This is a genomic window from Frigoribacterium sp. PvP054 (genome assembly GCF_040547465.1).
Lineage (GTDB): Bacteria > Actinomycetota > Actinomycetes > Actinomycetales > Microbacteriaceae > Frigoribacterium.
Window position 1 is genome coordinate 1 of sequence record NZ_JBEPPU010000015.1, and the last position, 23,132, is coordinate 23,132.

At 72.5% G+C, this 23,132-nt stretch carries 16 protein-coding genes; 8 read left to right on the forward strand and 8 right to left on the reverse strand.

All coding sequences use genetic code 11. The annotated features are described in order from the left end of the window. Positions 1–158 precede the first annotated feature (158 nt). The 3 genes from ABID81_RS14245 to ABID81_RS14255 all read right to left on the reverse strand — a co-directional run bounded on the left by ABID81_RS14245 (position 159) and on the right by ABID81_RS14255 (position 3,692). Positions 159–1,181, reverse strand: coding sequence for an acetamidase/formamidase family protein (locus ABID81_RS14245; protein WP_354595442.1), 1,023 nt, complete (start codon positions 1,179–1,181; stop codon positions 159–161). Beyond that, complete coding sequence (locus ABID81_RS14250; protein WP_354595443.1) at positions 1,178–2,632, reverse strand: APC family permease; 1,455 nt, start codon at positions 2,630–2,632, stop codon at positions 1,178–1,180. The genes ABID81_RS14245 and ABID81_RS14250 overlap by 4 nt, the downstream gene beginning before the upstream one ends. 133 nt (positions 2,633–2,765) lie before the next feature. Continuing rightward, positions 2,766–3,692, reverse strand: a complete 927-nt coding sequence (locus tag ABID81_RS14255) for a proline iminopeptidase-family hydrolase (RefSeq protein WP_354595444.1) — start codon at positions 3,690–3,692, stop codon at positions 2,766–2,768. A 126-nt stretch (positions 3,693–3,818) separates the two neighbouring features. Between ABID81_RS14255 and ABID81_RS14260 the strand changes: the two genes are divergently transcribed. From ABID81_RS14260 to ABID81_RS14270, 3 genes are all read left to right on the forward strand, one after another. Further along, complete coding sequence (locus ABID81_RS14260; protein WP_354595445.1) at positions 3,819–4,619, forward strand: FadR/GntR family transcriptional regulator; 801 nt, start codon at positions 3,819–3,821, stop codon at positions 4,617–4,619. Positions 4,620–4,850: 231 nt separating this feature from the next. Next, positions 4,851–6,578, forward strand: coding sequence for a glycoside hydrolase family 13 protein (locus ABID81_RS14265; protein ID WP_354595446.1), 1,728 nt, complete (start codon positions 4,851–4,853; stop codon positions 6,576–6,578). Positions 6,579–6,617: 39 nt separating this feature from the next. Then, positions 6,618–7,301: a hypothetical protein gene (locus ABID81_RS14270; protein WP_354595447.1), complete on the forward strand. Its 684-nt coding sequence runs from the start codon at positions 6,618–6,620 to the stop codon at positions 7,299–7,301. Positions 7,302–7,443: 142 nt separating this feature from the next. Here the strand turns inward: ABID81_RS14270 and ABID81_RS14275 are convergent, their stop codons facing one another. Continuing rightward, positions 7,444–8,349 (reverse strand): siderophore-interacting protein, encoded by a 906-nt coding sequence (locus ABID81_RS14275; protein ID WP_354595448.1) that lies wholly within the window; start codon positions 8,347–8,349, stop codon positions 7,444–7,446. 222 nt (positions 8,350–8,571) lie between these two features. Between ABID81_RS14275 and ABID81_RS14280 the strand changes: the two genes are divergently transcribed. Both ABID81_RS14280 and ABID81_RS14285 read left to right on the forward strand, forming a co-directional pair. Next, on the forward strand, positions 8,572–9,120 hold the full coding sequence (locus ABID81_RS14280) for a MarR family winged helix-turn-helix transcriptional regulator (protein ID WP_354595449.1): 549 nt from the start codon (positions 8,572–8,574) through the stop codon (positions 9,118–9,120). A gap of 196 nt (positions 9,121–9,316) precedes the next feature. Next, entirely contained in the window at positions 9,317–9,823 is a 507-nt protein-coding gene (locus tag ABID81_RS14285) for a mycothiol transferase (RefSeq protein WP_354595450.1), read from the forward strand. Between the two features lie 214 nt (positions 9,824–10,037). Here ABID81_RS14285 and ABID81_RS14290 read toward each other — a convergent pair whose 3' ends face one another. The 3 genes from ABID81_RS14290 to yczR form a co-directional block, all read right to left on the reverse strand. Next, positions 10,038–12,119 carry a DEAD/DEAH box helicase gene (locus ABID81_RS14290; RefSeq protein WP_354595451.1) on the reverse strand — a complete coding sequence of 694 codons (2,082 nt, stop codon included), beginning with the start codon at positions 12,117–12,119 and terminating at the stop codon, positions 10,038–10,040. Positions 12,120–12,648: 529 nt separating this feature from the next. Then, positions 12,649–15,837 carry an efflux RND transporter permease subunit gene (locus ABID81_RS14295; protein ID WP_354595452.1) on the reverse strand — a complete coding sequence of 1,063 codons (3,189 nt, stop codon included), beginning with the start codon at positions 15,835–15,837 and terminating at the stop codon, positions 12,649–12,651. A gap of 185 nt (positions 15,838–16,022) precedes the next feature. Further along, positions 16,023–17,462, reverse strand: coding sequence for a MocR-like transcription factor YczR (yczR, locus tag ABID81_RS14300; RefSeq protein ID WP_354595453.1), 1,440 nt, complete (start codon positions 17,460–17,462; stop codon positions 16,023–16,025). A 61-nt stretch (positions 17,463–17,523) separates the two neighbouring features. Here yczR and yczE point away from each other — a divergent pair, with 61 nt between their 5' ends. Both yczE and ABID81_RS14310 read left to right on the forward strand, forming a co-directional pair. After that, complete coding sequence (gene yczE, locus ABID81_RS14305; protein WP_354595454.1) at positions 17,524–18,150, forward strand: membrane protein YczE; 627 nt, start codon at positions 17,524–17,526, stop codon at positions 18,148–18,150. Between the two features lie 136 nt (positions 18,151–18,286). After that, the gene (locus ABID81_RS14310) at positions 18,287–20,572 is read left to right on the forward strand and encodes an APC family permease (RefSeq protein ID WP_354595455.1); all 2,286 of its coding nucleotides are present in this window, start codon (positions 18,287–18,289) and stop codon (positions 20,570–20,572) included. A gap of 53 nt (positions 20,573–20,625) precedes the next feature. On the opposite strand, the gene ABID81_RS14315 is transcribed toward ABID81_RS14310, so the two are convergent. Beyond that, positions 20,626–21,624, reverse strand: coding sequence for a LacI family DNA-binding transcriptional regulator (locus tag ABID81_RS14315; RefSeq protein WP_354595456.1), 999 nt, complete (start codon positions 21,622–21,624; stop codon positions 20,626–20,628). Between the two features lie 228 nt (positions 21,625–21,852). Here ABID81_RS14315 and ABID81_RS14320 point away from each other — a divergent pair, with 228 nt between their 5' ends. Continuing rightward, positions 21,853–23,106 carry a sugar ABC transporter substrate-binding protein gene (locus ABID81_RS14320; protein WP_354595457.1) on the forward strand — a complete coding sequence of 418 codons (1,254 nt, stop codon included), beginning with the start codon at positions 21,853–21,855 and terminating at the stop codon, positions 23,104–23,106. Positions 23,107–23,132 lie beyond the last annotated feature (26 nt).

Here is a 23,132-nt window from a genome sequence, read left to right on the forward strand (position 1 = left end):
GGGGGCCCCGCCGGGGCGGGCGGGGGGCCGCGCGCGGGGGGGGGGGGCGCCCCCCGGGGGGGCGCCCCCCCCCGGGGGGGGGGGGGCCCCCCCCGTCCAGTCGGCGGTGCGGTGCGGTGCGGTGCGACGCCGCGCGACGCGACGCCGCACGACGAGCGCTAGAGCACGCTCTTGGGGACGCGGTGCAGCGTGACGGCGCCGACGGCGGCGAACGGGTGCAACGGGTCGGGTGCGGCCGACCCGGTCGGTCCGCCGAGCCGCGAGTGCCCGACCGCGCTCAGCACGGCGTAGGCGTCGCCGCGCGACCAGCCGTGGTCGTCGACCAAGAACGAGAAGGCGTCCTCGTAGCCGCGCCGGACGCTCTCCTGCACCGGGTCGCCGAGGCCGACGAAGATCCAATCGTCGGCGGTCTCGATGCGCGGCGCCCGCAGCCCGAGCCCGGGCACGAGGTCGATCGAGACGACGGCGGTGCCCTCGGCCTCGATCGCCACGAACGACGACTCGCCCTCGGCCATGATCGCGTGCACGTCGCCGATCGAGAGGTACGCGCCCTCGACCATCACGGGCAGGTAGACCGTCGAACCGACCGTGTTCTCGGTCACGTCCATGTTGCCGCCCTGGGGGTACGCGGGCATGATCGTCGAGTTCTCGCCCTCGGCGGGTGCGGTGCCCATGCAGCCGATCATCGGCCGCGCCTCGAAGACGTGCCGGTCGGTCACGTGCACCCCGTCGGAGTCGATCGGCACGCGACGGGTGAACATCTCGTCGCCCATCACGTGCTGCAGCGCTCCCGACCCGGGCAGGCTGACCGACCAGCCGTGCTCGATCAGCCGGATCTCGTGCACCGTCACGGCGAGCGCGTCGCCCGGCTGCGCACCCTCGACGTACACCGGGCCGGTGACCGGGTTGATCGGCACCGACAGCTTCGCCAGGTCGTGGTGGTCGTGCAGCTCGGCATAGACGGCGTCGCTCGTCTCGAACCCGATGCGCTCCCCCGTGCCGGGCTCGATGCGCAGCGCGGGCTCGACCGAGGCCGTGAAGCCCGGGCGACCGTGCTCCTTGCCGAGGAAGTGGTCGATGCCGTCGTGCCGTGGCCCCGAGGAGGCGCGGGTCGGCTCCCCGACGGAGGCCCCGGCCCCCGGGTCGGTCCCGTCGCCGCCGGCAGCGTGCCCGGCGCTCATGCGTCGTGCCGTTCCGAGTCGGCCGCGGGGGTGGCGGTGACCGCCTCGTCGTCGCCACCCTGGCCGAGGGTCGGCGCCGCGCCTCCTCGGCTGCGGTAGTAGAAGAACACCCCGGCGCCGACGACGAGCCAGATCAGCCCGCCGATCTTGGCCGCCGGTGCCGCGTTGACGAGCACGTAGCCGATGATGACGAACCCGACCACGGGCACGACGAGGTGCAGCAGCCAGTTGCGCGACTTCTTCTTGACGACGTAGTGCACGACGACCGACGCGTGCAGCATCAGGAAGCCGAAGAGCGCCCCGAAGTTGACGAGCGACGAGATGACGTCGATCTGTCCGACGAACACGATCACGAGCACGGCCGACAGCGCCGACACGACGAGGATGGCCGCCTGCGGCACCTGGCGCGTGTTGATCCTCGACAGGAACGCCGGCAGCTGCCGGTCACGACTCATCGAGAACAGCAGGCGCGAGGTCGCGGCCTGCGCGGCCATGGCGTTGGCGATGCCGACGGCGAGCACGTTGACGACGAAGAACGCCGTCGCCCACCCGCTGTTCGACGCTTCACGCACCAGGTCGAAGAAGGCGTTGCCGGCCTCCCCCTCGGGGAACGAGTCGCGGCCCGCGGCGAGCGCGCTGGCCAGCCAGGTCTGAAGCACGAAGCAGAACGCGACGATGAAGAGGGCGATGATCATGGCCTTGCCGGCGCCGCCCCGCTTGCCGGTGCTCTCCTCGGCCAGGGTCGAGATGCCGTCGAAGCCCAGGAAGCTCAGCACGGCGATCGACAGGGCCGAGGCGATGAGGGGTGCGGTGACCTTGCTGGAGTCCCAGACCGGGTCGGTCGTGAACTCGGCGCCGGGGATCGTGCCGCCGTTCAGCGCCGTCACCGCGATGATGACGAAGATCACGATGAAGACGACCTCGATCGCGAGGAACACCCGGTTCATCAGCTTGATCGAGCTGATGCCGAGCAGGTTCACGGCGGTGTTGATCGCGACGAAGACCAGCGCCCACATCCAGCGGGCGGTCCCCGGGAAGATGCCGATCATCGACTCGGCCGCGAAGACGTAGAGCAGCGTCGGCACGAGCAGGTAGTCGAGCAGGATGGCCCAGCCCGCGAAGAACCCGGCCACGGGGTGGATGCCCCGCCCGACGTACGAGAACACCGATCCGGCCAGCGGGATCGACTTCGCCATCTGCGCGTAGGCGAGCGCCGTGAAGATCATCGCGACGAGGCCGACGAGGTAGACCAGCGGCACCATGCCCGACGACGCGTTGTAGACGGTGCCGAAGATCGCCCAGGGCGCGATCGGCACCATGAAGATCAGGCCGTAGATCAGCAGGTCGGCGGTCGAGACCGACCGCTTGAGTTCTTGCTTGTAGCCGTACTGCTCGAGTTGCTGCTGGTTGCTCAGCTCGCCGCCGTCGGCGGCCTTCGTGTGCAGGGACATGATGTGCTCTCTCGCTCGGGTGGGGACGGGGTCGGTGCGGTGGGGAGGCGTGGCCCACGCCGGTTCGGGGGGCGCGGGCCACGCCGGTCGGGAGGCGCGCGTCACGCCCGTCAGGAGGCGCGGGTCACGCCGGTCAGGAGGCGCGCGTCGCCTCGGCGGGGGCGTCGTGCGACGCGAGGAACCCGGCGACGACGGCGCGGAACGCCTCGGGCTGCTCGAGGTGCGAGCAGTGGCTGGCCCCGGCGAAGACGTGCGAGCGGACGTCGGCGATGCCGTCGACGAACGGCTGCCACGTGGCGGGGGTGGCCTCGTCGTGCTCGCCGGCGACGACGAGCGTCGGCGCGGTGATCGACGGCAGGCGGTCGACGATCGTCCAGTCGCGCATCGTGCCGATGACGTGGAACTCGTTCGGCCCGTTCATCGTGTGGTAGACGGTCGGTTCGGCCTCCATCTGCTCCTCGCTGTCGACGAAGTCCTGCGGCATGGGCACCACGCGGCAGACGTGACGCTCGTAGAACGCCTGGGTGGCGGTGAGGTACTCGGGGTCGGTGGTCGTGCCGTCCGCCTCGTGGCGGGCCAGCGCCTCCCGGGTGTCGGCCGGCAGCTGCGCGCGCAGCTCGGCGGCGCCCTCGACCCAGAGCGGCATGGACGCGGGCGAGTTGCAGATCGCCAGGCTCACCAAGCCGTCCGGTGCCGTCACGGCGATCTCGGCTCCGAGCATGCCGCCCCACGACTGGCCGAGCAGGTGGTACCGCTCGAGGCCGAGGTGGGCGACGAGGGACTCGAACTCGGCGACGAACAGGCTCGCCTGCCAGAAGTCGACCGGGGCGTCGGGCAGGTGGGTGCTGCGGCCGCAGCCGAGCTGGTCGTAGTGCACGACCGTGCGGCCGGTCTCGTCGGCGAGGGCCTCGAGGTTGCGCAGGTAGTCGTGGGCCATGCCCGGGCCGCCGTGCAGCACGACGAGCGGCAGCGCACCGTCGCGCGGCTCGTCGGGCGTGGTGACGCGGTACCAGGTCTCGGCGTCGTGGAACGGGGCGGTGCCGATGGTGATCGTGGACATGCCGGTGAGCATGCACCCGCCTAAGGTCTCGCGACAAGACCTTTCTCGATGCCTTAATCTGCTCGTAACACGACGAGGCCTCACGGGCGGTGCGCGCGAGGGCGGTCAGGGCGGGACGGGGACGCGATGGGCCAGGACGACAGCCGAGGAGGCGCGGGCGGCGCACGCCCGGACGCCGCGGTCGACGGCGCCCTCGGTGGTGCGCTCGGGGCGCCCCTCGCCCCCACGACCCGCGTCGACGACATCACCGACCGGCTCGTCACGGCCATCACGATCGGCGAGTACCTGCCCGGCTCGCGGCTGCCGGCCGAGCGCGACCTCGCCGCCTCGCTGCGGGTCGGCCGCATGACCGTCCGCGCCGCGCTGGCCCGGCTGGTCGAGCAGGGGCTGATCGTGACGCAGCGCGGGCGCGGGGGCGGCTCGTTCGTGCAGGCGGCGACGCCCGGCTCCGGGGCGGACGTGGTGCGCCGCACGCTCTCGGCGCGCTGGTCCGACCTGCGCGACACGAGCGAGGCGATCAGCCGACTGCACGGCGTCGTCGCCGAGGCCGCCGCCGAGAACCGCTCGGACGACGACGTCGACCGCCTGCACGACCGGCTCGCGGGCTATCGCGACGCCCCGTCCGGCCTCGCGTCGCAACAGGCCGACGAGGCCCTGCACGTCGCGATCGCCGAGGCCGCGGGCAACGCCACGTTGCGCGGGGTGCTGTTCGACCTGGAGGCGCGGGTGAGCATCTCGGCACCGGCGCACCTCTGGGGCGGGCCGGAGGGCATGCGCGAGATGGAGTTGCGGGCCCTCGCCGACCACGAGGCGCTCGTCGCCGCGATCTGCGAGGGGCGGGCCTCCGACGCCGCGGCCATCGCCCGGGAGCACGTCAAGATCGACCTCGAGCTGATCGAGCGCGAGCTCGGCCGCGCCGCGCCCTGACCCGACCCGCGCCTCCCGCCTGACCCAGCCCGCGCCTCCCGCCCCACCCCCTCGACCGGCGCACAACACCTGCCTAGGCAAATAGTCCACCGCCGAACGCGAGGGTGACCCCGCCCTGCCGACCCGCGCCTCCCCGCCCGACCCCCTTGACCGGCGCACAACACCTGCCTAGGCAAATCGCCCACCGCCGAACGCGAGGGTGCGCCACCCCGGCCGTGACAGGCTGGACGCGTGAGCGACTCGACGACGAACGACACCACCCCCTCCGCCCCGCCCGCCTGGTGGACGACCGCGACCGTCTACCAGATCTACCCGCGCAGCTTCGCGGACTCGAACGGCGACGGCGTCGGTGACCTCGGCGGCATCCGGCAGCGGCTCGGGCACCTGCACGACCTCGGGGTCGACGTGATCTGGCTGTCGCCGATCTACCGCTCGCCCCAGGCCGACAACGGCTACGACATCAGCGACTACGACGACGTCGACCCGCTCTTCGGCACGCTCGACGAGTTCGACGCACTCGTGGCCGAGGTGCATGCGCTCGGCATGAAGCTCGTGATGGACCTCGTCGTGAACCACACGAGCGACGAGCACCCCTGGTTCGTCGAGGCCCGTTCGTCGCGGGACTCCCCGAAGCGCGACTGGTACCTCTGGCGCGACCCGCTGCCCGAGGGCGAGGGGTCGGACGCCGCCGGCACGCCCGGGGCCGGCACGTACCCGACGGCGTGGCGCAGCGCCTTCAGCGGCCCGGCCTGGACCCTCGACGAGACCACCGGTCAGTACTACCTGCACATGTTCGCGTCGAAGCAGCCCGACCTGAATTGGGAGCACCCCGACCTGCGTCGCACCGTCTTCGACATGATGAACCGCTGGCTCGACCGGGGCGTCGACGGGTTCCGCATGGACGTGATCAACCACATCGCGAAGGAGCCCTCGTCGCTCGCGCCGGGTGCGGCGCACTTCGTGATGGGCGGGCAGATCCACGACCACCTGCGTGAGATGCACCGTGAGGTCTTCGCGCACCGCACCGACCGCGAGCTGATCACGGTGGGCGAGATGCCGGGCGTGACCGTCGACGACGCGAAGCTCTTCACGGCGGCCGACCGGCACGAGCTCGACATGGTCTTCCAGTTCGAGCACGTCGGCCTCGACCACGGCCCCGCCTCGAAGTTCGACAACCTGCCGTTCGACCTCGTGGCCCTCAAGCGCTCGCTGGCGCGCTGGCAAGAGGGCCTCGCCGACCGGGGTTGGAACAGCCTCTACCTCGGCAACCACGACCAGCCCCGCTCGGTGTCGCGCTTCGGTGACGACGGCCGGTACCGGGTCGAGTCGGCGATGCTGCTCGCGACCGTGCTGCACCTGCACCGCGGGACGCCCTACGTGTACCAGGGCGACGAGATCGGCATGACGAACGCCGGGTTCACCTCGATCGACCAGTACCGCGACATCGAGTCGGTCAACTGGTTCGACGAGTCGGTCGCGGCCGGTGCCGACCCCGAGGCCCTGCTCGAGGCGTTGCGCTTCCGCAGCCGCGACAACGCGCGCACGCCGGTGCCGTGGTCAGGAGGCGCGGCGGCGGGATTCAGCACCGGCACCCCGTGGATCGAGCTGGTCGCGAACCACGACACCGTGAACGTCGAGTCCGACCGGGCGGCCGGCGACCGCTCGGTGTTCGAGCACTACCGGCGCCTGATCGCGCTGCGGAAGGAGTCGCCGGTCGTCGCGCTCGGGTCGTTCGAGCTGCTCGCACCCGACGACGAGCGGCTCCACGCCTTCACCCGCACGCTCGGCGACGAGCGGCTGCTCGTGCTCGCCAACTGGTCGAGCGAGCCCTACGAGCTCGATCCGGCCCTGCACCCGGCGCTGCGGCGCCGCTCGGTGCCGCAGGTCGTGATCGGCACCCGGCCCGGCGCCACCGGCCTGACGCTCGCGCCGTGGGAGGCCCGCGTCCTGCGCGGCTGACCCGCACCTCTCCTCGCGGACCCCGGTAGCGTCGGTCGGGTGAGCGATCCCGACGACGCGCCCGCGCCTCCCGACGGCCCGACCGAGCCCGACCCGACCGAGCCCGACCCGGCACCCGCCGAGCTGCCGCACGGCTGGGTGCGCATCGGCCGGCGCCGCTGGTGGTCCACCTGGGTCGGGGTGACGTCGTTCGCCATCGTGTTCGCGGCGCTCCAGGGCACCAGCATCTTCGCCCGCTTCGTCGAGTCGAGTGCGCCCTCGCTGGTGTCCCTGTCGTTCGGGGCCCTGGTCACCGCGGCCCTGTTCGGGCTCGTCACGGTGATCCGCAACGCGCGGTACCCGCAGCCGTGGGTCGATCTCGACGCCGATCTGCTGCGCGCCGGCCGACGTCGGTCGATCCCGCTCGCCTCGGTCGACCGTACCGTGCTGTCGACGACGATCGCCGGGACGGGGGTCCGCGTGCTGATCCTGCGCGTCGTGGCCCAGGAGGCGCGGGTCGAGTTCATCCTGCGCGACCGGAAGGACGCGACCCTCGACCCGACCTCGACCGCCGTGTTGGCCGAGGCCCTGCGCCGCACCTCCATCGCCATGCCGATGTCGATCCACGACCCGAGCGGACGCTTCGCGCGCTACAACTTCCCCGGCCACGTCGGCCGCGACGACGCCGTCGCCCTCGTCGAGCACCCGCCCGCCACCGGGGACCCGCTGCCCGCCGCCTGGTGACCGGCGCCTCCCCCGCTCTCGTCCGCGACCGGGTCACACCACCGTCGTGTCGTCGAACCACGCCGGACGGTGGTTCGACGACCACACGGTGGTGCGACCACACGGCCGGGCCCCCGCGCCGCGCCCATCCGCGACCCCGGCGTCAGCGCTTCCAGTACCCCGAGAACGTGATGCGGTCCTTCGGCAGGCCCGCCGCGTGCAGGTGCCGTCGACCGCGGGTGGCGAGCGCCGACTCGCCGACGACGTAGGCGTAGGCCCGCGGGTCGGCCGCCGACCGGGACAGCAAGGCGGCGAGCGCCCCCTCCCCCGGAGCGACCGCCCCGGCGTCGCGCCCTCCTCGGCCGCCGCCGTCGACGCCACCGCCGTCGACGTCGTCGCCGAACGCGGCCGCGTCGAGCTCGTCCCGCACCACCCACGTCACCTCGACGCCCTCGGGTGCGTCGAGCGGCCGCACGTCGGCGCGCGTCGGCACCTCCTGGATCACCGACCCCACGGAGGCGCGGTGCAGCGACCGCACGATCCCCTCCGTCCCCGGCAGTCCGGTCTCGTCGGCGACCAGATGGACCTCGGAGGCGTCGTCGGGGGCGTTGAAGAGCACGCCCTGGTCGAGCAGGCCGAGGGCGTCACCGGGGCGGGCGGTGCTGGCCCAGATCGCCGCGCCTCCCTCGAGCTCGCCGGACTCGCCGCGGTGCAGCACGAAGTCGACGTCGAGCTCGGCGCGCGAGGCGGTGACGTCCGGCCCCGACCCGGCCGGCCGGAACTCGCGCACCGTGTAGTTCGCGCAGTGCGGTCGCTCGGCCTCGGGGATCGCCAGGTACTGCGCGTACCAGAGCGAGGTGGTGGCCCGCGGCAACCTCAGCGAGTCGCTGCCGGGCCGTGGCAGGAACAGCCGGAACCACTGGTCGAAGCCCATGTCGCCGAACTCGTGCAGGTCGTCGCCGACGACGGTGACCCGCTGGAAGCTCGGCGAGACGCGTTCCGAGCGCAGCACCTCGAGCCGGTGGACGCGGGGGTCGGCGGGCTTGACGGGCGATCGACGGGTCGACATGAGGTAAGGCTAACCTAATCTTTCGGCCGATGAACCGCTGTGACGGGGTGCCGACCCGACCCGTCGGCCGACCATCCAGGGCGCGGGCCACGCGGTGCAGGTGATTCGAGACTCGAACAACTCACCCGACGAGCTAAACTGAGCCCTCCCGGGGTCGCGGGTCGCGCCTCCCCGTCCTCGACCTCGTCCCCGTCCGCCTCCGTCGCCTGCAGAGAGCCCGCCATGACCGACGTCTCGCCCCAGCCGCCCGCGGGCTCCGCGCCTCCCCTCGACGACGAGGGCCAGCTCGACGTGACGCTGGTGCTCGAGGCCTACCGGTCGCTGCAACAGCAGGGCGACCGCGTGCAGAAGCTCGTCGCCGACTTCTTCGGCATGGGGACGACCGACCTCCGGTGCCTGACGTTCATCGCGAACGACCACGACACGACGCCGAAGCGGGCGGCCGAGTTCCTCGAGCTGTCGACCGGAGCGACCACCAGCCTCGTCGACCGGCTCGAGGGCGGCGGGTACATCACCCGGCAGCCGCACCCCTCCGACCGACGAAGCGTGCTGCTCGAACTCGCCCCGGCCGGACGAGAGGCCATCGACCAGATCGACGAGTTCTACCGTCGCGCGTTCCGCGACGCGGTCGACCCGAACCACCTCGACTTCCTGGCCGTCGCCATGCGTGCCATCGGAGACTCGCTGACGCGCACTGCCGCCGAGGGCGAAGCCGTCGCGGGCGATGCTGCCGCAGCCGAGGCTGCCGCGGGCGAGACCGCCGACGCCTGAGCCCGGGCGAGCCTCGGACGCCGGGTCGCACCACCGTCGCGTCGTCGAACCACCCGGGACGACGGTTCGACGACGCGAGCGTGGTGCGACCCCGAGCCCTGAGCCCGGCGGCGAGGCCGACCGGAACGCGACGACGCCGACCGCGGCGCCGCGTCCGGTCGGACCCGGCGCCCGCGGCCGGTCGTAGGGTGGGCCGATGACCCCCTCGGACGTCCTCGTCGAAGCCTTCTCGCGCCTCCCGGCCGTGGCCGAACGGGCCGTCGCCGGCCTGTCGGTCGACGACCTCGCCTGGCGCCCCGACGCCGAGGCGAACACGATCGCCTGGCTCGTCTGGCACACCGCCCGTGGTCAGGACGTCCAGATCGCCGACCTCGCGGCGTCCGACCAGGTGTGGACCGCCGACGGCTGGGCCGAGTCGTTCGCCCTGCCGTTCTCGCCGGCCGAGATGGGCTACGGCATGTCGCCGTCCGACGTGGCCGCGGTGCGGGTCGACGCCGAGCTGCTGATCGGCTACCTCGAGGCCGTCACGCTGCGGACGCGGGCCTACCTCGAGGACCTCGACGGCGCCTCCTACGACGACGTGGTCGACGACGCGTGGGACCCGCCGGTCACCGCGGGCGCCCGCCTCGTGAGCATCCTGAACGATTGCGTGCAGCACCTCGGCCAGGCGTCCTACGTGCGCGGCCTGCTCGACCGCCGCTAGCCCCGCCGCCTGCCGCCCGCCGCGCCGAAGCCCCAGGAACCCGCCCAGACCCCCACGCGCGCACGGGTGTCTCGGCGACTTCCTGGGGTCTCACGAGCGCCCGAGCACGACGAAGGACCCCGTTCCGAACGGTGAACCCCCGAGATGCGGGGTTCATCGTTCGGAACGGGGTTCGAGAGCAGGAGGCGCGGTGCGAGCCCCTGAGGACGGCTCGCTAGGCCTGCACGCCCGCGAGCTCGTCGATCAGGCGGTCGCCCGAGCGGGCCTCGATCATCTCGGCGTCGATCTCGGCGCGGTCGAGCAGCTCCTCCATGCGGCGGCGGCGCTGACGCGTGATGAGCGTGACGACGGTGCCCTCCTTGCCCGCACGGCCGGTGCGGCCGGAGCGGTGCATGTAGGTCTTGTACTCGTCGGGCATGTCGGCCTGGACGACGAGCTCGATGTCGTCGACGTGGATGCCGCGGGCGGCGACGTCGGTGGCGACGAGCACGTTGACCTTGCCGCTGGTGAGCAGCTGCAGGTTGCGCGTGCGGCGGGCCTGGTTCAGGTCGCCGTGCAGGCTCGTCGAGCGGATGCCGGCGTCCTCGAGCTGGTCGGCGAGCTGCTCGGCGAAGGCGCGGGTGCGGGCGAAGACCAGGGTCTTGCCGCCACCCGAGGCGAGCTGCTCGATGACGGCGGTCTTGTCGCGCTGCTCGATCAGCAGGACGCGGTGGTCGATCGTGGCGCTGGCCTGGTCCTCGCCGGCGACCTCGTGGACGGCCGGGTCGACGAGGAACTCGTCGACGAGCTTCGCCACGCCCTTGTCGAGCGTCGCGCTGAAGAGCAGCTTCTGGGCGCGCGCGCCGTCGGGGCGGACGGTCGCGGTCTCGCGGATGATGCGCTGCACCGGCTCGAGGAACCCGAGGTCGCACATGTGGTCGGCCTCGTCGAGCACGGTCACCACGACCTCGCTCAGGTCGAGGCGCCCCTGGTCGATCAGGTCTTCGATGCGACCCGGGGTGCCGATCACGATGTCGACGCCGCGGTTGAGCGCACCCACCTGGCGCTGCTGCGGCACGCCGCCGTAGACCTGCGTGGTGAAGAGGCCGACCGACCGGGCGATGGGCTGCACGGTGCGGTCGATCTGCATCGCGAGCTCGCGGGTCGGGGCGAGGATCAGCGCGCGGGGCTTGCGGCCCATCTTGCGGTTCTTCGCGCCGTTGTTCTCCATCAGCTTCTCGACCAGCGGGGCGCCGAAGGCGATCGTCTTGCCCGAGCCCGTGCGGCCGCGGCCGAGCACGTCGCGCCCGGCGAGCACGTCGGGGATCGTCGCCGCCTGGATCGCGAACGGGGCGGCGGCGCCCATCGAGGCCAACTGACGCTCGATGTTGTCGCCGAGGCCCAGGTCGCCGAAGCTCACGCCCTCGACGTCGGCCGCGGTGACGACCTCGGCCTTGAGCTTCTCGAGCTTGACGTCGTCCTCGGGCGAGTAGTGGGTCGCCGCGTCGCGCTTCGGGTAGAAGTCGCTCGACCGGTCGCCGACGCGTGCCGGGCGGTCGCCGCGGTCGAAACCGCCGGAGGCGCGGCCACCGCGCTCGGGACGGTCACCGTACGAACGCGGCGAGCGGTCGTCACGGGCGGGGCGGGAGTCGCGGTCGAAGCTGCGCGCCGGACGGTCGCCGCGGTCGAAGCTACGCGCCGGGCGGGTGTCGCGGTCGTAGCCGCCGGAGGCGCGGTCACCGCGCTCGGGACGGTCACCGTACGAACGCGGTGCGCGGTCGTCGCGCGAGCGGTCGTCACGGGCAGGGCGGTCGCTGCGGTCGAAGCTACGGGCGCCGCGGTCGTCGCGAGGAGCGCGATCGTCGCGGGCGGGGCGGTCCGAGCGGTCCCACGAGCGGGGACCGCGGTCGGAGCCGCGGGCGGCCTCGCGTCCGCCGTCGCGGCCGTAGCCGCGGGCGGCCTCACGGCCACCGTCGCGACCGAAGCGCGGGGCGGCGTCGCGGCCACGCTCGCCGTTGCGGCTGTCGAAGTCACGGTTGCCGAAGCGGTTGCCGCCGGCCGACTTCTCGCGCGGCTCCCAGTTGGGGCGACGGTCGTCCGAGCGGGCGGCGCCGGGGGCACGGTTGCCGCCACCGTCGCGGGTGCCGAACTCGCGGCGACCGCGCTCGGCGCGCTCGCTCGCGTCCCACCGCTTCTTGGGAGCCGGGGCCCCGACCTCGTCGGCGCGGTGGCCGCGGTGCTTGGGGCTCTTCGAGCCGGCCTTGGGAGCCCCGCCGGTGCGGTCGGTGCGCGGGCGGGAGTTGTCGTAAGGAGACATGGAGGAGTTCTTTCCGGGCTTGTCAGAGATGACGCGAAGAAATACCCGGGCAGCCGTTGACCAGGACCGTTCACAATCGTGAATTCATCCCGTCGTGACTCGACGGGAATCCGGCCCACAAGACGTACAAACCCTCGTGCTGTTCAAAGCTGTGCATGATCGGCACCCGCAGGTGCCGATGTGCTCGCGCCACAGGCGCGGTGTCTTGAGCCGACCCACCTACGATACCCGAGCCTCCGGCGAACCGGAAGCCCCGCCTCCTCGTGTGCGATCGGCGAGCGGAGCCCCGCGGCACGCCATCACGGTCGAGTTCGCGCCCGTCGGGCCAGCGCGGCGGCCCGTCGGGCACGGACTCGCCCGCCTTTCCGGCACGTGTCGGCGCCGAACCCGACCCACCTGCCGCATCCCGGCGCACCGATCCCGATCCGAGCGGGCCGACACGCCGCTCAGGTCCTGCTCTGGGGGGCGTGCTCACGGCCCGTCGCCGCGACGTGCACGGCCACGGCCGCACCCGGCACGCCAGCCGAGGTCACGCCCCGGTGGCAGCCTGCTCTGTCACCTCGGCCGCCCCGGCCACCTCGGCCGCCTCCTCCGGCCGAGCCTCCGCCGCACGACGATCGGCCCGGCGTTCGCCGATGCGTTCGTACAGGTAGTAGATGACCGGCAGCACGACGAGGGTCAGCACCGTGGACGACACGAGCCCGCCGATCACGACGATCGCCAGCGGCTGCGAGATGAAGCCGCCGTGCCCGGTGACGCCGAGCGCCATCGGGGTGAGGGCGAAGATCGTGGCCGCCGCCGTCATGAGGATGGGCCGCAAGCGTCGCGACGCCCCCTCGAGCAGGGCCTCGCGCACCCGCAGCCCCTTCTCGCGGTACTGGTTGACCAGGTCGATCAAGACGATCGCGTTGGTCACGACGATGCCGACCAGCATGAGCACGCCGATGAGCGACGCGACGCCCAGGGGGACGCCCGAGGCCAGCTGCAGCAGGATCGCCCCGGTCGCCGCGAACGGGATCGACACGAGCAGCAGGATCGGCTGGACCAGGCTGCGGAACGTCGCCACCATCACGATGTAGACGATCAGGATGGCGATGAGCACCGCGAGGAAGAGCTGCGAGAACGCGTTGGCCTGGTCGGCCGTCGCCCCGCCGATCGTCGCGTCGGTGCCGTCCGGCAGGTCGACCGCCGCGACCGCGTCCGACACCTCGGTGCCGGCGGCCGAGAGGTCGTCGGTCGAGGGCGTGATGGTCACGGTCGCCGAGCGCACGGCGTCGGTCGTCGTGACGGACGTCGGCCCCGTCGTCTGCTCGACGGTGGCGATCGAGTCGAGCCGCACCGGCCCGGTCGGGCTCGGCAGCTCGAGGGCCTTCAGCTCGTCGATGGTCGCCGGCGGGGTCGGGTCGACGGTGTACACGTCGACCGAGCTGTCGTCGATCTCGAGCGACCCCACCCTGACGGGCTTAATGGCCTGCGACACGATGCCGCCCACGGCGACCTCGCTGTAGCCGAGCGCCGCGGCGGCCGCGCGGTCCACCTGCACGCCGATGATCGGCTGGGCCGCCTGCAGGTTCGAGCTCGCCTCGGCGGTGCCGGGCAGCCCCTCGACCTTCTTCAGCACGGCGTCCGTCGCGGTCTGCAGGCTGTCGGGGTCGGGGGCGGTGACGTCGACGGTGATGTCGTTGCTCGTGCCGAAGCCGCTCGAGGCCGACACCTCGATCTCGCCGGCGTCCGACACGTCGGCCAGCTGCGACCGCACGTCGGCCTGCAACGCGTCCTGGTCGGCGCTCTCGTCGGTGGTGATCGAGTAGGTGACCGTGCTGTCGCCGGAGCCGCCGAGGAAGCTCGCGATCGACGTGCCGCTCGACCCGATGGTCAGCTGCACCGTCTCGATGCCCTCGACGCCGTCGAGCACCTGCTCGACCCGGTCGGCGGCGTCGGACTGGGTCTCGAGGCTCGACGCGGGCGGCAGGGTCTGCGTGACGGTGAAGGTGTTCTGGCCGCTCGCCCCGAGGAAGTTCGTCTTCATGAACGGGATGACGGCGCCCGTGCCCCCGAGCACGAGCAGCGCGACGAGGATCGTCACGACCGGCCGCTTCAGGGTGCCCCGCAGCACCGGGACGTACGCGCGACGCAGGCGGTCGAGCGGCCGGGCGTCGGACGGGTCGGAGGCGCGGGTCGTCAGCGACTCGACCGTCGCGCCCTCGACGGCCGCGGCCTCGGCGCCCGGCGCGTGCTTGTGGGCCCTGGGTGCCCGGAGGAACCAGTACGCCAGCACCGGCACGATGGTCAGCGCGACGAACAGCGACGCGACGAGCGCGATCGTCACCGTGAGGGCGAAGGGTCGGAACAGCTCGCCCGTGATGTTGCCGACGAAGGCCAGCGGCAGGAAGACCACGACGGTGGTGACCGTCGACGCCGTGATGGCCCCCGCGACCTCGCGCACGCCGACCGTGATCGCCGCGAGGCGGTCGACGCCCGCGGTGAGGTGCCGCTTGATGTTCTCTATGACGACGATCGAGTCGTCGACCACCCGGCCGATGGCGATGGTGAGGGCGCCGAGGGTCAGGATGTTCAGCGTGTAGTCCGCCGCCTGCAGGCCGATGAACGTGATGAGCACGCTCGTCGGGATGCTGATGGCCGTGACGATCGTCGACCGGATCGACAGCAGGAACACGAGGATGACGACCACGGCGAAGACCAGGCCGAGCAGCCCCTCTTCGGCGAGCGAGTCGATCGACTGCTGGATGAACGGCGCCTGGTCGAACACGACGGTCAGCTCGACCCCGTCTCCCAGGTCGGAGGCGAGGCCCGGGATCGCGTCGCGGACGGTCTTCGACACGTCGACGGTGTTGGCGTCGAGGGTCTTGGTGACGGCGACCGTCAGGGCGTCCTGCCCGTCGACGCGGCTGATGGACGTGACCGGTGCACCGGTGAGCTGGACGTCGGCGACGTCGCCGATCGTGGTGGCCGAGGTGGCGTCGAGCAGCGGCAGGGCACGGATCTCGTCGACGCTGGTCAGACGCTGACCCGCCTGGATCGACAGGGTCTTGCCGTCCTGCGTGATGGTGCCGCCGGGGATCAGCGTGCCGTTGGCGTCGAGGGCGTCCTGGAAGGCGGCGGTCGTCAGCCCTCGGGCCGCGAGCGCCGTCTGGTCGGGCGAGATGGTGACTCGCTGGCCGGCGTCGCCGTAGATCGAGGCCTCGCGGACGCCGTCGAGCTTCTGCAGGTCGGGCACGGTGACGTTCGTCAGGCGGTCGACGAGCGCCTGCGAGTCGGCGGCGTCGTAACCGGTCACGGCGATCTGGATGACCGGCAGGTCGGCCAAGCTGCCCGTGACCACCTGGGTGTCGACGGAGTCGGGCAGCGTCAGGCGGTTGATGGCCGACTGGATCTTCTGCTCGGCCGAGTCGAGGTCGGTGCCGTAGGTGAACTCGGCCGACACGGTGCTCTGCGAGGTGCTCGACGTCGCCGAGGTGCCCTCGAGCCCGGGGATGATCTGGACGGCCTGCTCGATCGGCGTCGAGACGTCCTCGTTGACGACCTCGGGCGTGGCGCCCGGGTACGAGCTGACGATCGCGATCTGTGGGAACTGCACGTTCGGTGCGAGCTCTTGCTTGAGCGAGGTCAGGGCGATGCCGCCGAAGACGGCGACGACGATGGTGACGAGGGCGATCAGCGCGCGGTTGCGCAGGCTGAAGACGGACAGCAGGTGCACGGTGCTCCGGTGGTGAGGGGAGAGCGAGGGGAGGCGGGGCGGACGACGTCCACCGCGCCTCCATTGTCACCAGCCTCTCTGGGAACTCGCGGCGGCTTCTTGCGCGCCGTGCAGGACGACGACAGCTCGCCCGGGTGGGGAGGAGTCGATGCCCGGCACGGCCGAGGAGGCGCGGGGCGAGCCCCTCAGACCACCTCGGCCAGCAGCGGCGAGGCCGGCGCCTGCACCCCGTCGACGCCGTCCCACGCGGCGCGCAGGGCGGCCAGCGCGCGGTCGGTGTCGCTGTCGGCGTACGAGAACGGCACGCGCAGGAACCGCTCGAAGGCCCCGTCGACGCCGAACACCGGCCCCGCGGCGAGCAGCAGCCCCTCGCGGCGCGCGGCCAGGGTGAGCTGCGAGCTGACCGGCGCCCCGAGCCCCACCCAGGTGGTGAGGCCGCCGGCCGGCGAGGGCACCTGCCACGACGGGAACTGCTCGCGCAGGCCCCGGACCACGCGGTCGCGACCCCGTCTCAGGTGCCCGGCCCGCGCCTCCAGCACGCGGTCGAAGTCGCCGAGCAGCTCGGCGACCACGAGCTGCTCGAGCACGGGCGTGCCGAGGTCGCCGGCCGAGCGGGCGCGCACGAGTCGGTCGACGAGTGGGCGCTCGGCCCGTATCCACCCGATGCGCAGCCCACCCCAGAGCGACTTGCCCACCGAGCCGATCGAGACCGCCGGGCCGTACGCCGCCATCGGCAGGGGGGCATCCCGACGCTCGTCGATCGCCATCTCGGCCATCGTCTCGTCCGCGATCACGACGGTGCCCTCGGCCGCGGCCGCCTCGAGGACGCGCACGCGCTGTCCGGCGGGCATGGTCGCCCCGGTCGGGTTGTGGAAGTCGGGCATGAGGTAGGCCACCGGCGGGCTCGTCCGGCGCAGGGCCTGCATCAGCGACGCCTCGTCCCAGCCGTCGTCGACGGTCACGCTGACCGGCACGAGCCGGGCGCCGGCGCCGCGCAGGGCCTCGAAGGCGTGCGGGTAGCCGGGCGCCTCGACCACGGCGCGGTCTCCGCGCGAGACGAGCACCCGCGCGAGCAACGCGATGGCGTGCTGTGCCCCCAGAGTGACGACGATCTGGTCCGCGCTCGTCGCGAGCCCTCGTCGCCGGTACCGTTCGGCGATCGCCTCCCGCAGCACCGGACGCCCGACCGGGTCGTAGCCCGGGTCGTCGAGGTAGGCACCGAGCCGACCCGCCGCACGCTGGGCGGCCTCGGCGATGCCGTCGACCGCGGGCAGCGCCGCCTTGGTCAGGTCGAGCAGCCCGTCGGTGGTCGTCGGGCGCGGCACCGACGCGCGCGCCGGCAGGCGGACGACGCTGCCGCTGCCGCGCACGCTGTCGACGTGCCCCGAGTCGCGGAGGGCGGCGTAGGCCGAGGCCACGGTCGTCCGGCTGACCCCGAGGTGCGCGCAGAGGTCGCGCTCGGACGGCAACCGGGTGCCGACCGGCAGCCGGCCGTCGAGCACGAGCAGGCGGATGCGGTCGGCGAGCGCGAGGTAACCCGGAGCCGAGGAGGCGCGCCACGAGTCGAGCAGGGCGTTCAGCGCCCGGGACGAGACGGCGGTGGCACCGTGGTCGAGGTTGGTCACGCGGCCACCCTAAGCCGATTGGCCTCTTGCCACCAGGCCACTCGGCGGATTGGATCGTCGCATGCTCTTCTCCCGCCGCCTGCTCCAGCTGTTCGTCGGCCTGACCGCCTACGGGTTCGCCATCGCCCTCATGGTGCGGGCCGGCATCGGCGTCGCCCCGTGGGACGTCCTGTCGCAGGGTCTCTCGCAGCACACCGGCCTGTCCTTCGGCACCGTCACGTTCGTCACGAGCCTCGTCGTGCTGCTGCTCTGGATCCCCCTGCGCCAGCGCCCGCGCTTCGGCACGCTCGCCAACACCCTGATGATCGGGCCGGTCGCCGACCTCGGCCTGCACGTGCTGCCGCAACAGACCGTCTGGTGGGCGCAGGGGCTGACCTTCGCGGGCGGCCTGCTGCTGCTCGCGGTGGCCAGCGGCCTCTACATCGGCGCCGACTTCGGCCCGGGCCCGCGCGACGGCCTCATGCTCGGGCTGCACGCACGGCTCGGCTGGCGGGTGGGCGTCGCCCGCACCGTCATCGAGGTGACGGTGCTCGCCGCGGGCTGGCTGCTCGGCGGCCAGGTGGGCGTCGGGACCGCCGCCGAGGCGCTGCTGATCGGGCCGCTCGTCGCGGTCACCCTGCCGCTGTTCGCGCGGCGCCGGGTGGCGACCTCCGTGGCCGTCCCGGCCCGCGCCTCCTCGTCCGTCTGAGCGGTGCCGCGGCGGGCGGTGACGCAAGCCCGACCCCCAGCAGTACGAACCGGTTCGGACGAACCCTCCCTGACCGGGAATAAACCGCCCGCGAGCGAAGTTGACAGCCCCTCGCACGGGAGTAGAGTCGCCGCTCGTGACCAACGACACCCGGTCGCCGAAGCGCTGGCTGATCGGTGAACCCCTCCCCTCGGAGAAGCTCGAGGGGCAGCTGCTGCCGAAGCACCTCGCACTGCCGATCTTCGCGAGCGACCCGCTCAGCTCGGTGGCCTACGCGCCGCAAGAGCTGCTGATGATCCTGCTGATCGGCGGGCTGGGGTTCCTCACGCTGGCCCCGTGGGTGGCCGTGGCCGTGGTCGTGCTGCTGCTCGTCGTCGTGGCGTCGTACCGCCAGCTGATCAAGGCCTACCCGTCGGGTGGCGGCGACTACGAGGTCGCCCACAAGAACCTCGGCGAGAAGGCCGGCCTGGTCGTCGCCTCGGCGCTGCTCGTCGACTACGTCATGACGGTGGCCGTGTCGGTCGCCTCGGGCGTCGACAACATCATCTCGGCCGTGCCCGAACTGGCGCCGGTGCGCGTCGAGCTCGCGATCTTCTTCGTCGTCCTGCTGGCGGCCGTGAACCTGCGGGGCGTGCGCGAGTCGAGCAAGGCCTTCGCCGTCCCGACCTACCTCTTCGTGTCGAGCGTCTTCGTGATGATCGTCATCGCCCTCGTCCGCACCGCCCTCGGCGACCCGCCCGTCGCCGAGAGCGCCGACTTCACGGTGCAGGCCGACCAGCTCACGCAGGCCGCCTTCGTCCTGCTGCTGCTGCGTGCGTTCTCGAGCGGCTGCTCGGCCCTGACCGGCGTCGAGGCGATCGCCAACGGCGTGCCCGCGTTCCGCCGCCCCAAGGTGCAGAACGCCCAGAAGACCCTCGTGCTGATGGGCAGCATCGCCATCGTGCTCTTCGCCGGCCTGGTCGCCGTGGCCCTGATCGCGAGGGTGCACTACGCCGAGGACGCCTGCGACCTGCAGGGCTTCGTCGACTGCGCCACGACCCCGCAACGCAGCCTCATCGCCCAGATCGCGAGCGCCGTCTTCGGCGGCGCCCTGTTCGGCATCCCGTTCTACGTGATCCAGGCCTGCACGGCGGCCGTGCTGCTGCTCGCGGCGAACACGGCGTTCAACGGGTTCCCCCTGCTCGGGTCGATCCTGGCCCGAGACCAGTACGCCCCGAAAGCGCTCAACACGCGCGGCGACCGGTTGATCTACTCGAACGGCGTCATCGTGCTGGCCCTCGTGGCCTGCGCCATCCTGCTCGTGTACCAGGCCAGCGTCACCGGCCTCATCCAGCTGTACATCATCGGCGTCTTCGTCTCGTTCACGCTCGGCCAGACCGGCATGGTGGTGCACTGGACCCGCATGCTGCGCGAGGGCTGCGCCGACCGCGGAGCCGTCTACCGCGCCCGCGGCATCAACGCGTTCGGCGCCCTGCTGACGGCGTCGGTGCTGGTCGTCGTGACGGTGACGAAGTTCACGCACGGCGCCTGGTTGGTGTTCGTCATCATGCCGATCCTGTTCGTGCTGATGCTCGGCGTGAACCGCTACTACCGCGACGTGCTGGTCGAGATCGAGCCCGACGCCACGACGCAGTTCGGCTCGCACGGCGACCACGCCATCGTGCTCGTGGGCACGATGCAGAAGCCCGTGCTCAAGGCCCTCGACTACGCCATCGCCGCCCGTCACGAGTCGCTCGAGGCGATCCACGTCGGCATCGACGACGAGGCCACGGCGCTGCTGCAGCGGCAGTGGGCCGAGCAGGACATCGACGTGCCGCTGCGCATCGTGGCCTCGCCGTACCGCGACATCAGCATGCCGCTCATCAAGTACATCAAGGCCCACCGCGAGGAGCACGGCAGCGAGGTCGTGACGGTCTACACGCCCATCTACATCGTCGGCCACTGGTGGGAGGCCGCCCTGCACAACCACAAGAGCCGCCGCATCCGCCAGAAGCTGATGCTCGTGCACGGCGTCACCATCTCGCTCGTGCCGTGGCTGCTCGACTCGTCCGAGGTGCTCTACGGCCGCCGGTCGCGGCCGATCCCCGGTCAGGACCGTCGCGGTGAGCCGATCCGACCCCGGCCCGTGCCGCGCCGCGTGCTCGAGCCGGCCGGTCGCCGGTCGGGTGCCGCCGGTGGCGCCCTGGGTGCCGACGCCGGCCCCGAGGGCCGTGCCGGCGCGGCGGTCGAAGGAGGCGCGGTGCAGCGAGGCCTGGACGCCCAGCCCGCCCAGGACGGCTCGGCCGGCTCGAAGCCCGGGCCGAAGCAGACGCCCCGCGCCCCGGGGTCGGCCAAGGGCAACCGCGGAGGCGGTGCCGCCGCCCGCAAGGCCCGCTCGGCCGCCCGCAACTCGACCGGCACCGCCCCGCGCAAGAAGAAGTAGCCGCGCCTCGAGGGCCGTCAGCCCCTCGAGGTCCGTCAGCGCCTCGAGGGGCGTCAGCGCCAGATCGTGCGCGGCCGCAGCAGGCGGTGTCGCGGCTCGCTGTCGTCGAGCAGCAAGGACAGCACGGCTCCGGCGACCTCGACGAGCGGCTGTTCGACGCTCGACAGGCCGAGTGCCGAGGCGACCGGGGTGTCGTCGTAGCCCACGACGGGCACCGACGAGCCGAGCACCACGGACGCCCCGAGGGCGAGGGTGTCGCTGGCGCACACGACGGCGTCCACGGCCACTCCCGCGTCGAGCACCGCGCGCACGGCGGCCGAGGCGAGGGGCACCGAGTCCTCGACGGCCAGGTCGAGCGCGTCGATCGAGACCGGGTCGAGCGCGCCCCGCGACCCGAGGGCGTCACGCCACCCGCGCCTCCTGTCGTCCCCGGCGCCGGACCCCTCCGGCCAGCCGAGGAAGGCCACGTGCGTCGCGCCGCCGGCCAGCAGGTCGTCGGTCGCCGACGCGACGCCGGCCCGGCCGTCGACGTCGACCCAACGGTGCTGAGGGTCGCCCATGTCGTCGAGCCCCCAGGGGCGGCCGAAGGTGACGAAGTCGGCGCCGGCGTCGATCAGCCACTCGGTGCGCGGGTCGTCGAAGAAGGTCGAGGTGAGCACGAAGCCGTCGACGTCGGCGCCGTCCAGCAGGCGGCGGAACTGCGCGATCTCGTCGTCGGGTCCGGCCGCCGTGTACAACAGGATGCGGTGGTCGCGGGCGTCGGCCTGCTCGGTGACGGCGTGCAGGAAGCGGTCGAGCACGGCGCCCGAGATGCCGTTCTGGACGGGGTCGAGCCGGATGCCGATGGTCGAGCTCTTGCGGGTGCGCAGCCGTCTCGCCGAAGCGTGCGGTCGGTAGCCGAGGTCGGCGATGGCCCGCTCGACGCGTCCCCGCGTGTCGGGGCGGACGATGTCGGGCGAGTTGAGCACGTTCGAGACGGTCTGCCGCGACACCCCGGCGACCGAGGCGACGTCGCTGACGGTCGGGAGGCGCGGTGCCGGCACCCGAGTCATCTCGCCCTCCGCCCCGGCGCCGGTCGGCGGCCTCCGGTCACGTTACCCCAGGGCCCGACGGCCCCCGGCGCCTCGGGCTTGACACCCGCGGGGCGGCCTGCCTACTCTGACACCCACGGATTTGATCGATCAAATCACACCCGCCCGACCCGTTCCACGCGTTCCACCCGGCACCACTCCCCGACCACAGCACCCGCACCATCGCAACGACGCGACGAGAGGCCCACCATGCGACGACGCACGACCCGCCTGGCGGCAGCAGCCGCCCTCACGACCATCACCGCCCTCGGCCTCACGGCCTGTGGCTCCGGTTTCAGCGAGGGGTCGGGCGCCGCGAGCGGCGGCGCCCTCACCAGCAGCGACGACTCGTTGACCGTGCTGATCGGCTCGAGCGGCGACGCCGAGACGAAGGCCGTCACCGACGCCGTCTCGAAGTGGTCCGACGACTCGGGCACCGGCGCCGAGGTCAGCGTGGCCTCCGACCTGCCCCAGCAGCTCAGCCAGGGCTTCGCCTCGGGCAAGCCGGCCGACGTGTTCTACGTCTCGACCGACACGCTCGCGGGCTTCGCGGGCAACGGCAGCCTGCTGGCGTACGGCGACCAGCTCGCCAACGAGGGCGACTTCTTCCCGACCCTCGTCGACAGCTTCACGCTCGACGACCAGTTCTACTGCGCGCCCAAGGACTTTTCGACCCTCGGCCTGATCATCAACACCGACATGTGGGCCGCGGCCGGCCTGACCGACGCCGACGTCCCGACCGACTGGGACTCGCTGAAGACGGTGGCCGCGAAGCTCACCACGGCCGACCACGTGGGCCTGGCGTTCAGCCCCGAGTACGCCCGGGTGGGCGCGTTCATGGCCCAGGCGGGCGGGACGGTCACCAACGCCGACGGCACCGAGGCGACGCTGGACTCGTCCGAGAACGTCGAGGCGCTGACCTACGTGAAGGACCTGCTGACCAGCGGCGACGCCGCCTTCTCGAGCGACCTCGGCGCCGGCTGGGGTGGCGAGGCCTTCGGGACCGGCAAGGCCGCGATGACCATCGAGGGCAACTGGATCACCGGCGCCCTCACCAACGACTACCCCGACGTGGCCTACCAGGTGGCCGAGCTGCCCGCCGGCCCCGGCGGCCAGGGCACGCTGCAGTTCACGAACTGCTGGGGCATCGCCGCCGACAGCCCGAACCAGCAGGCCGCCGTCGACCTCGTCGAGCAGCTGACGAGCACCGACCAGCAGCTCGCCTTCGCCGACGCGTTCGGCGTCATGCCCTCGATCCAGTCGGCCGCCGACACCTGGAAGTCCGACAACCCCGACCAGGCGGCGTTCCTCGACTCGGTCGAGTTCGCCCAGGGCACGCCCACGCAGGACGGCTCCGCCGCCGTGATCAGCGACTTCAACTCGCAGCTCTCGGGCCTGAAGGACGGCGACCCGAAGACCATCCTCGAGTCCGCGCAGAAGAACTTCGAGGCGATCCTCCAGTAGCCCCCGGGCACCGCGCCTGCCCCGGC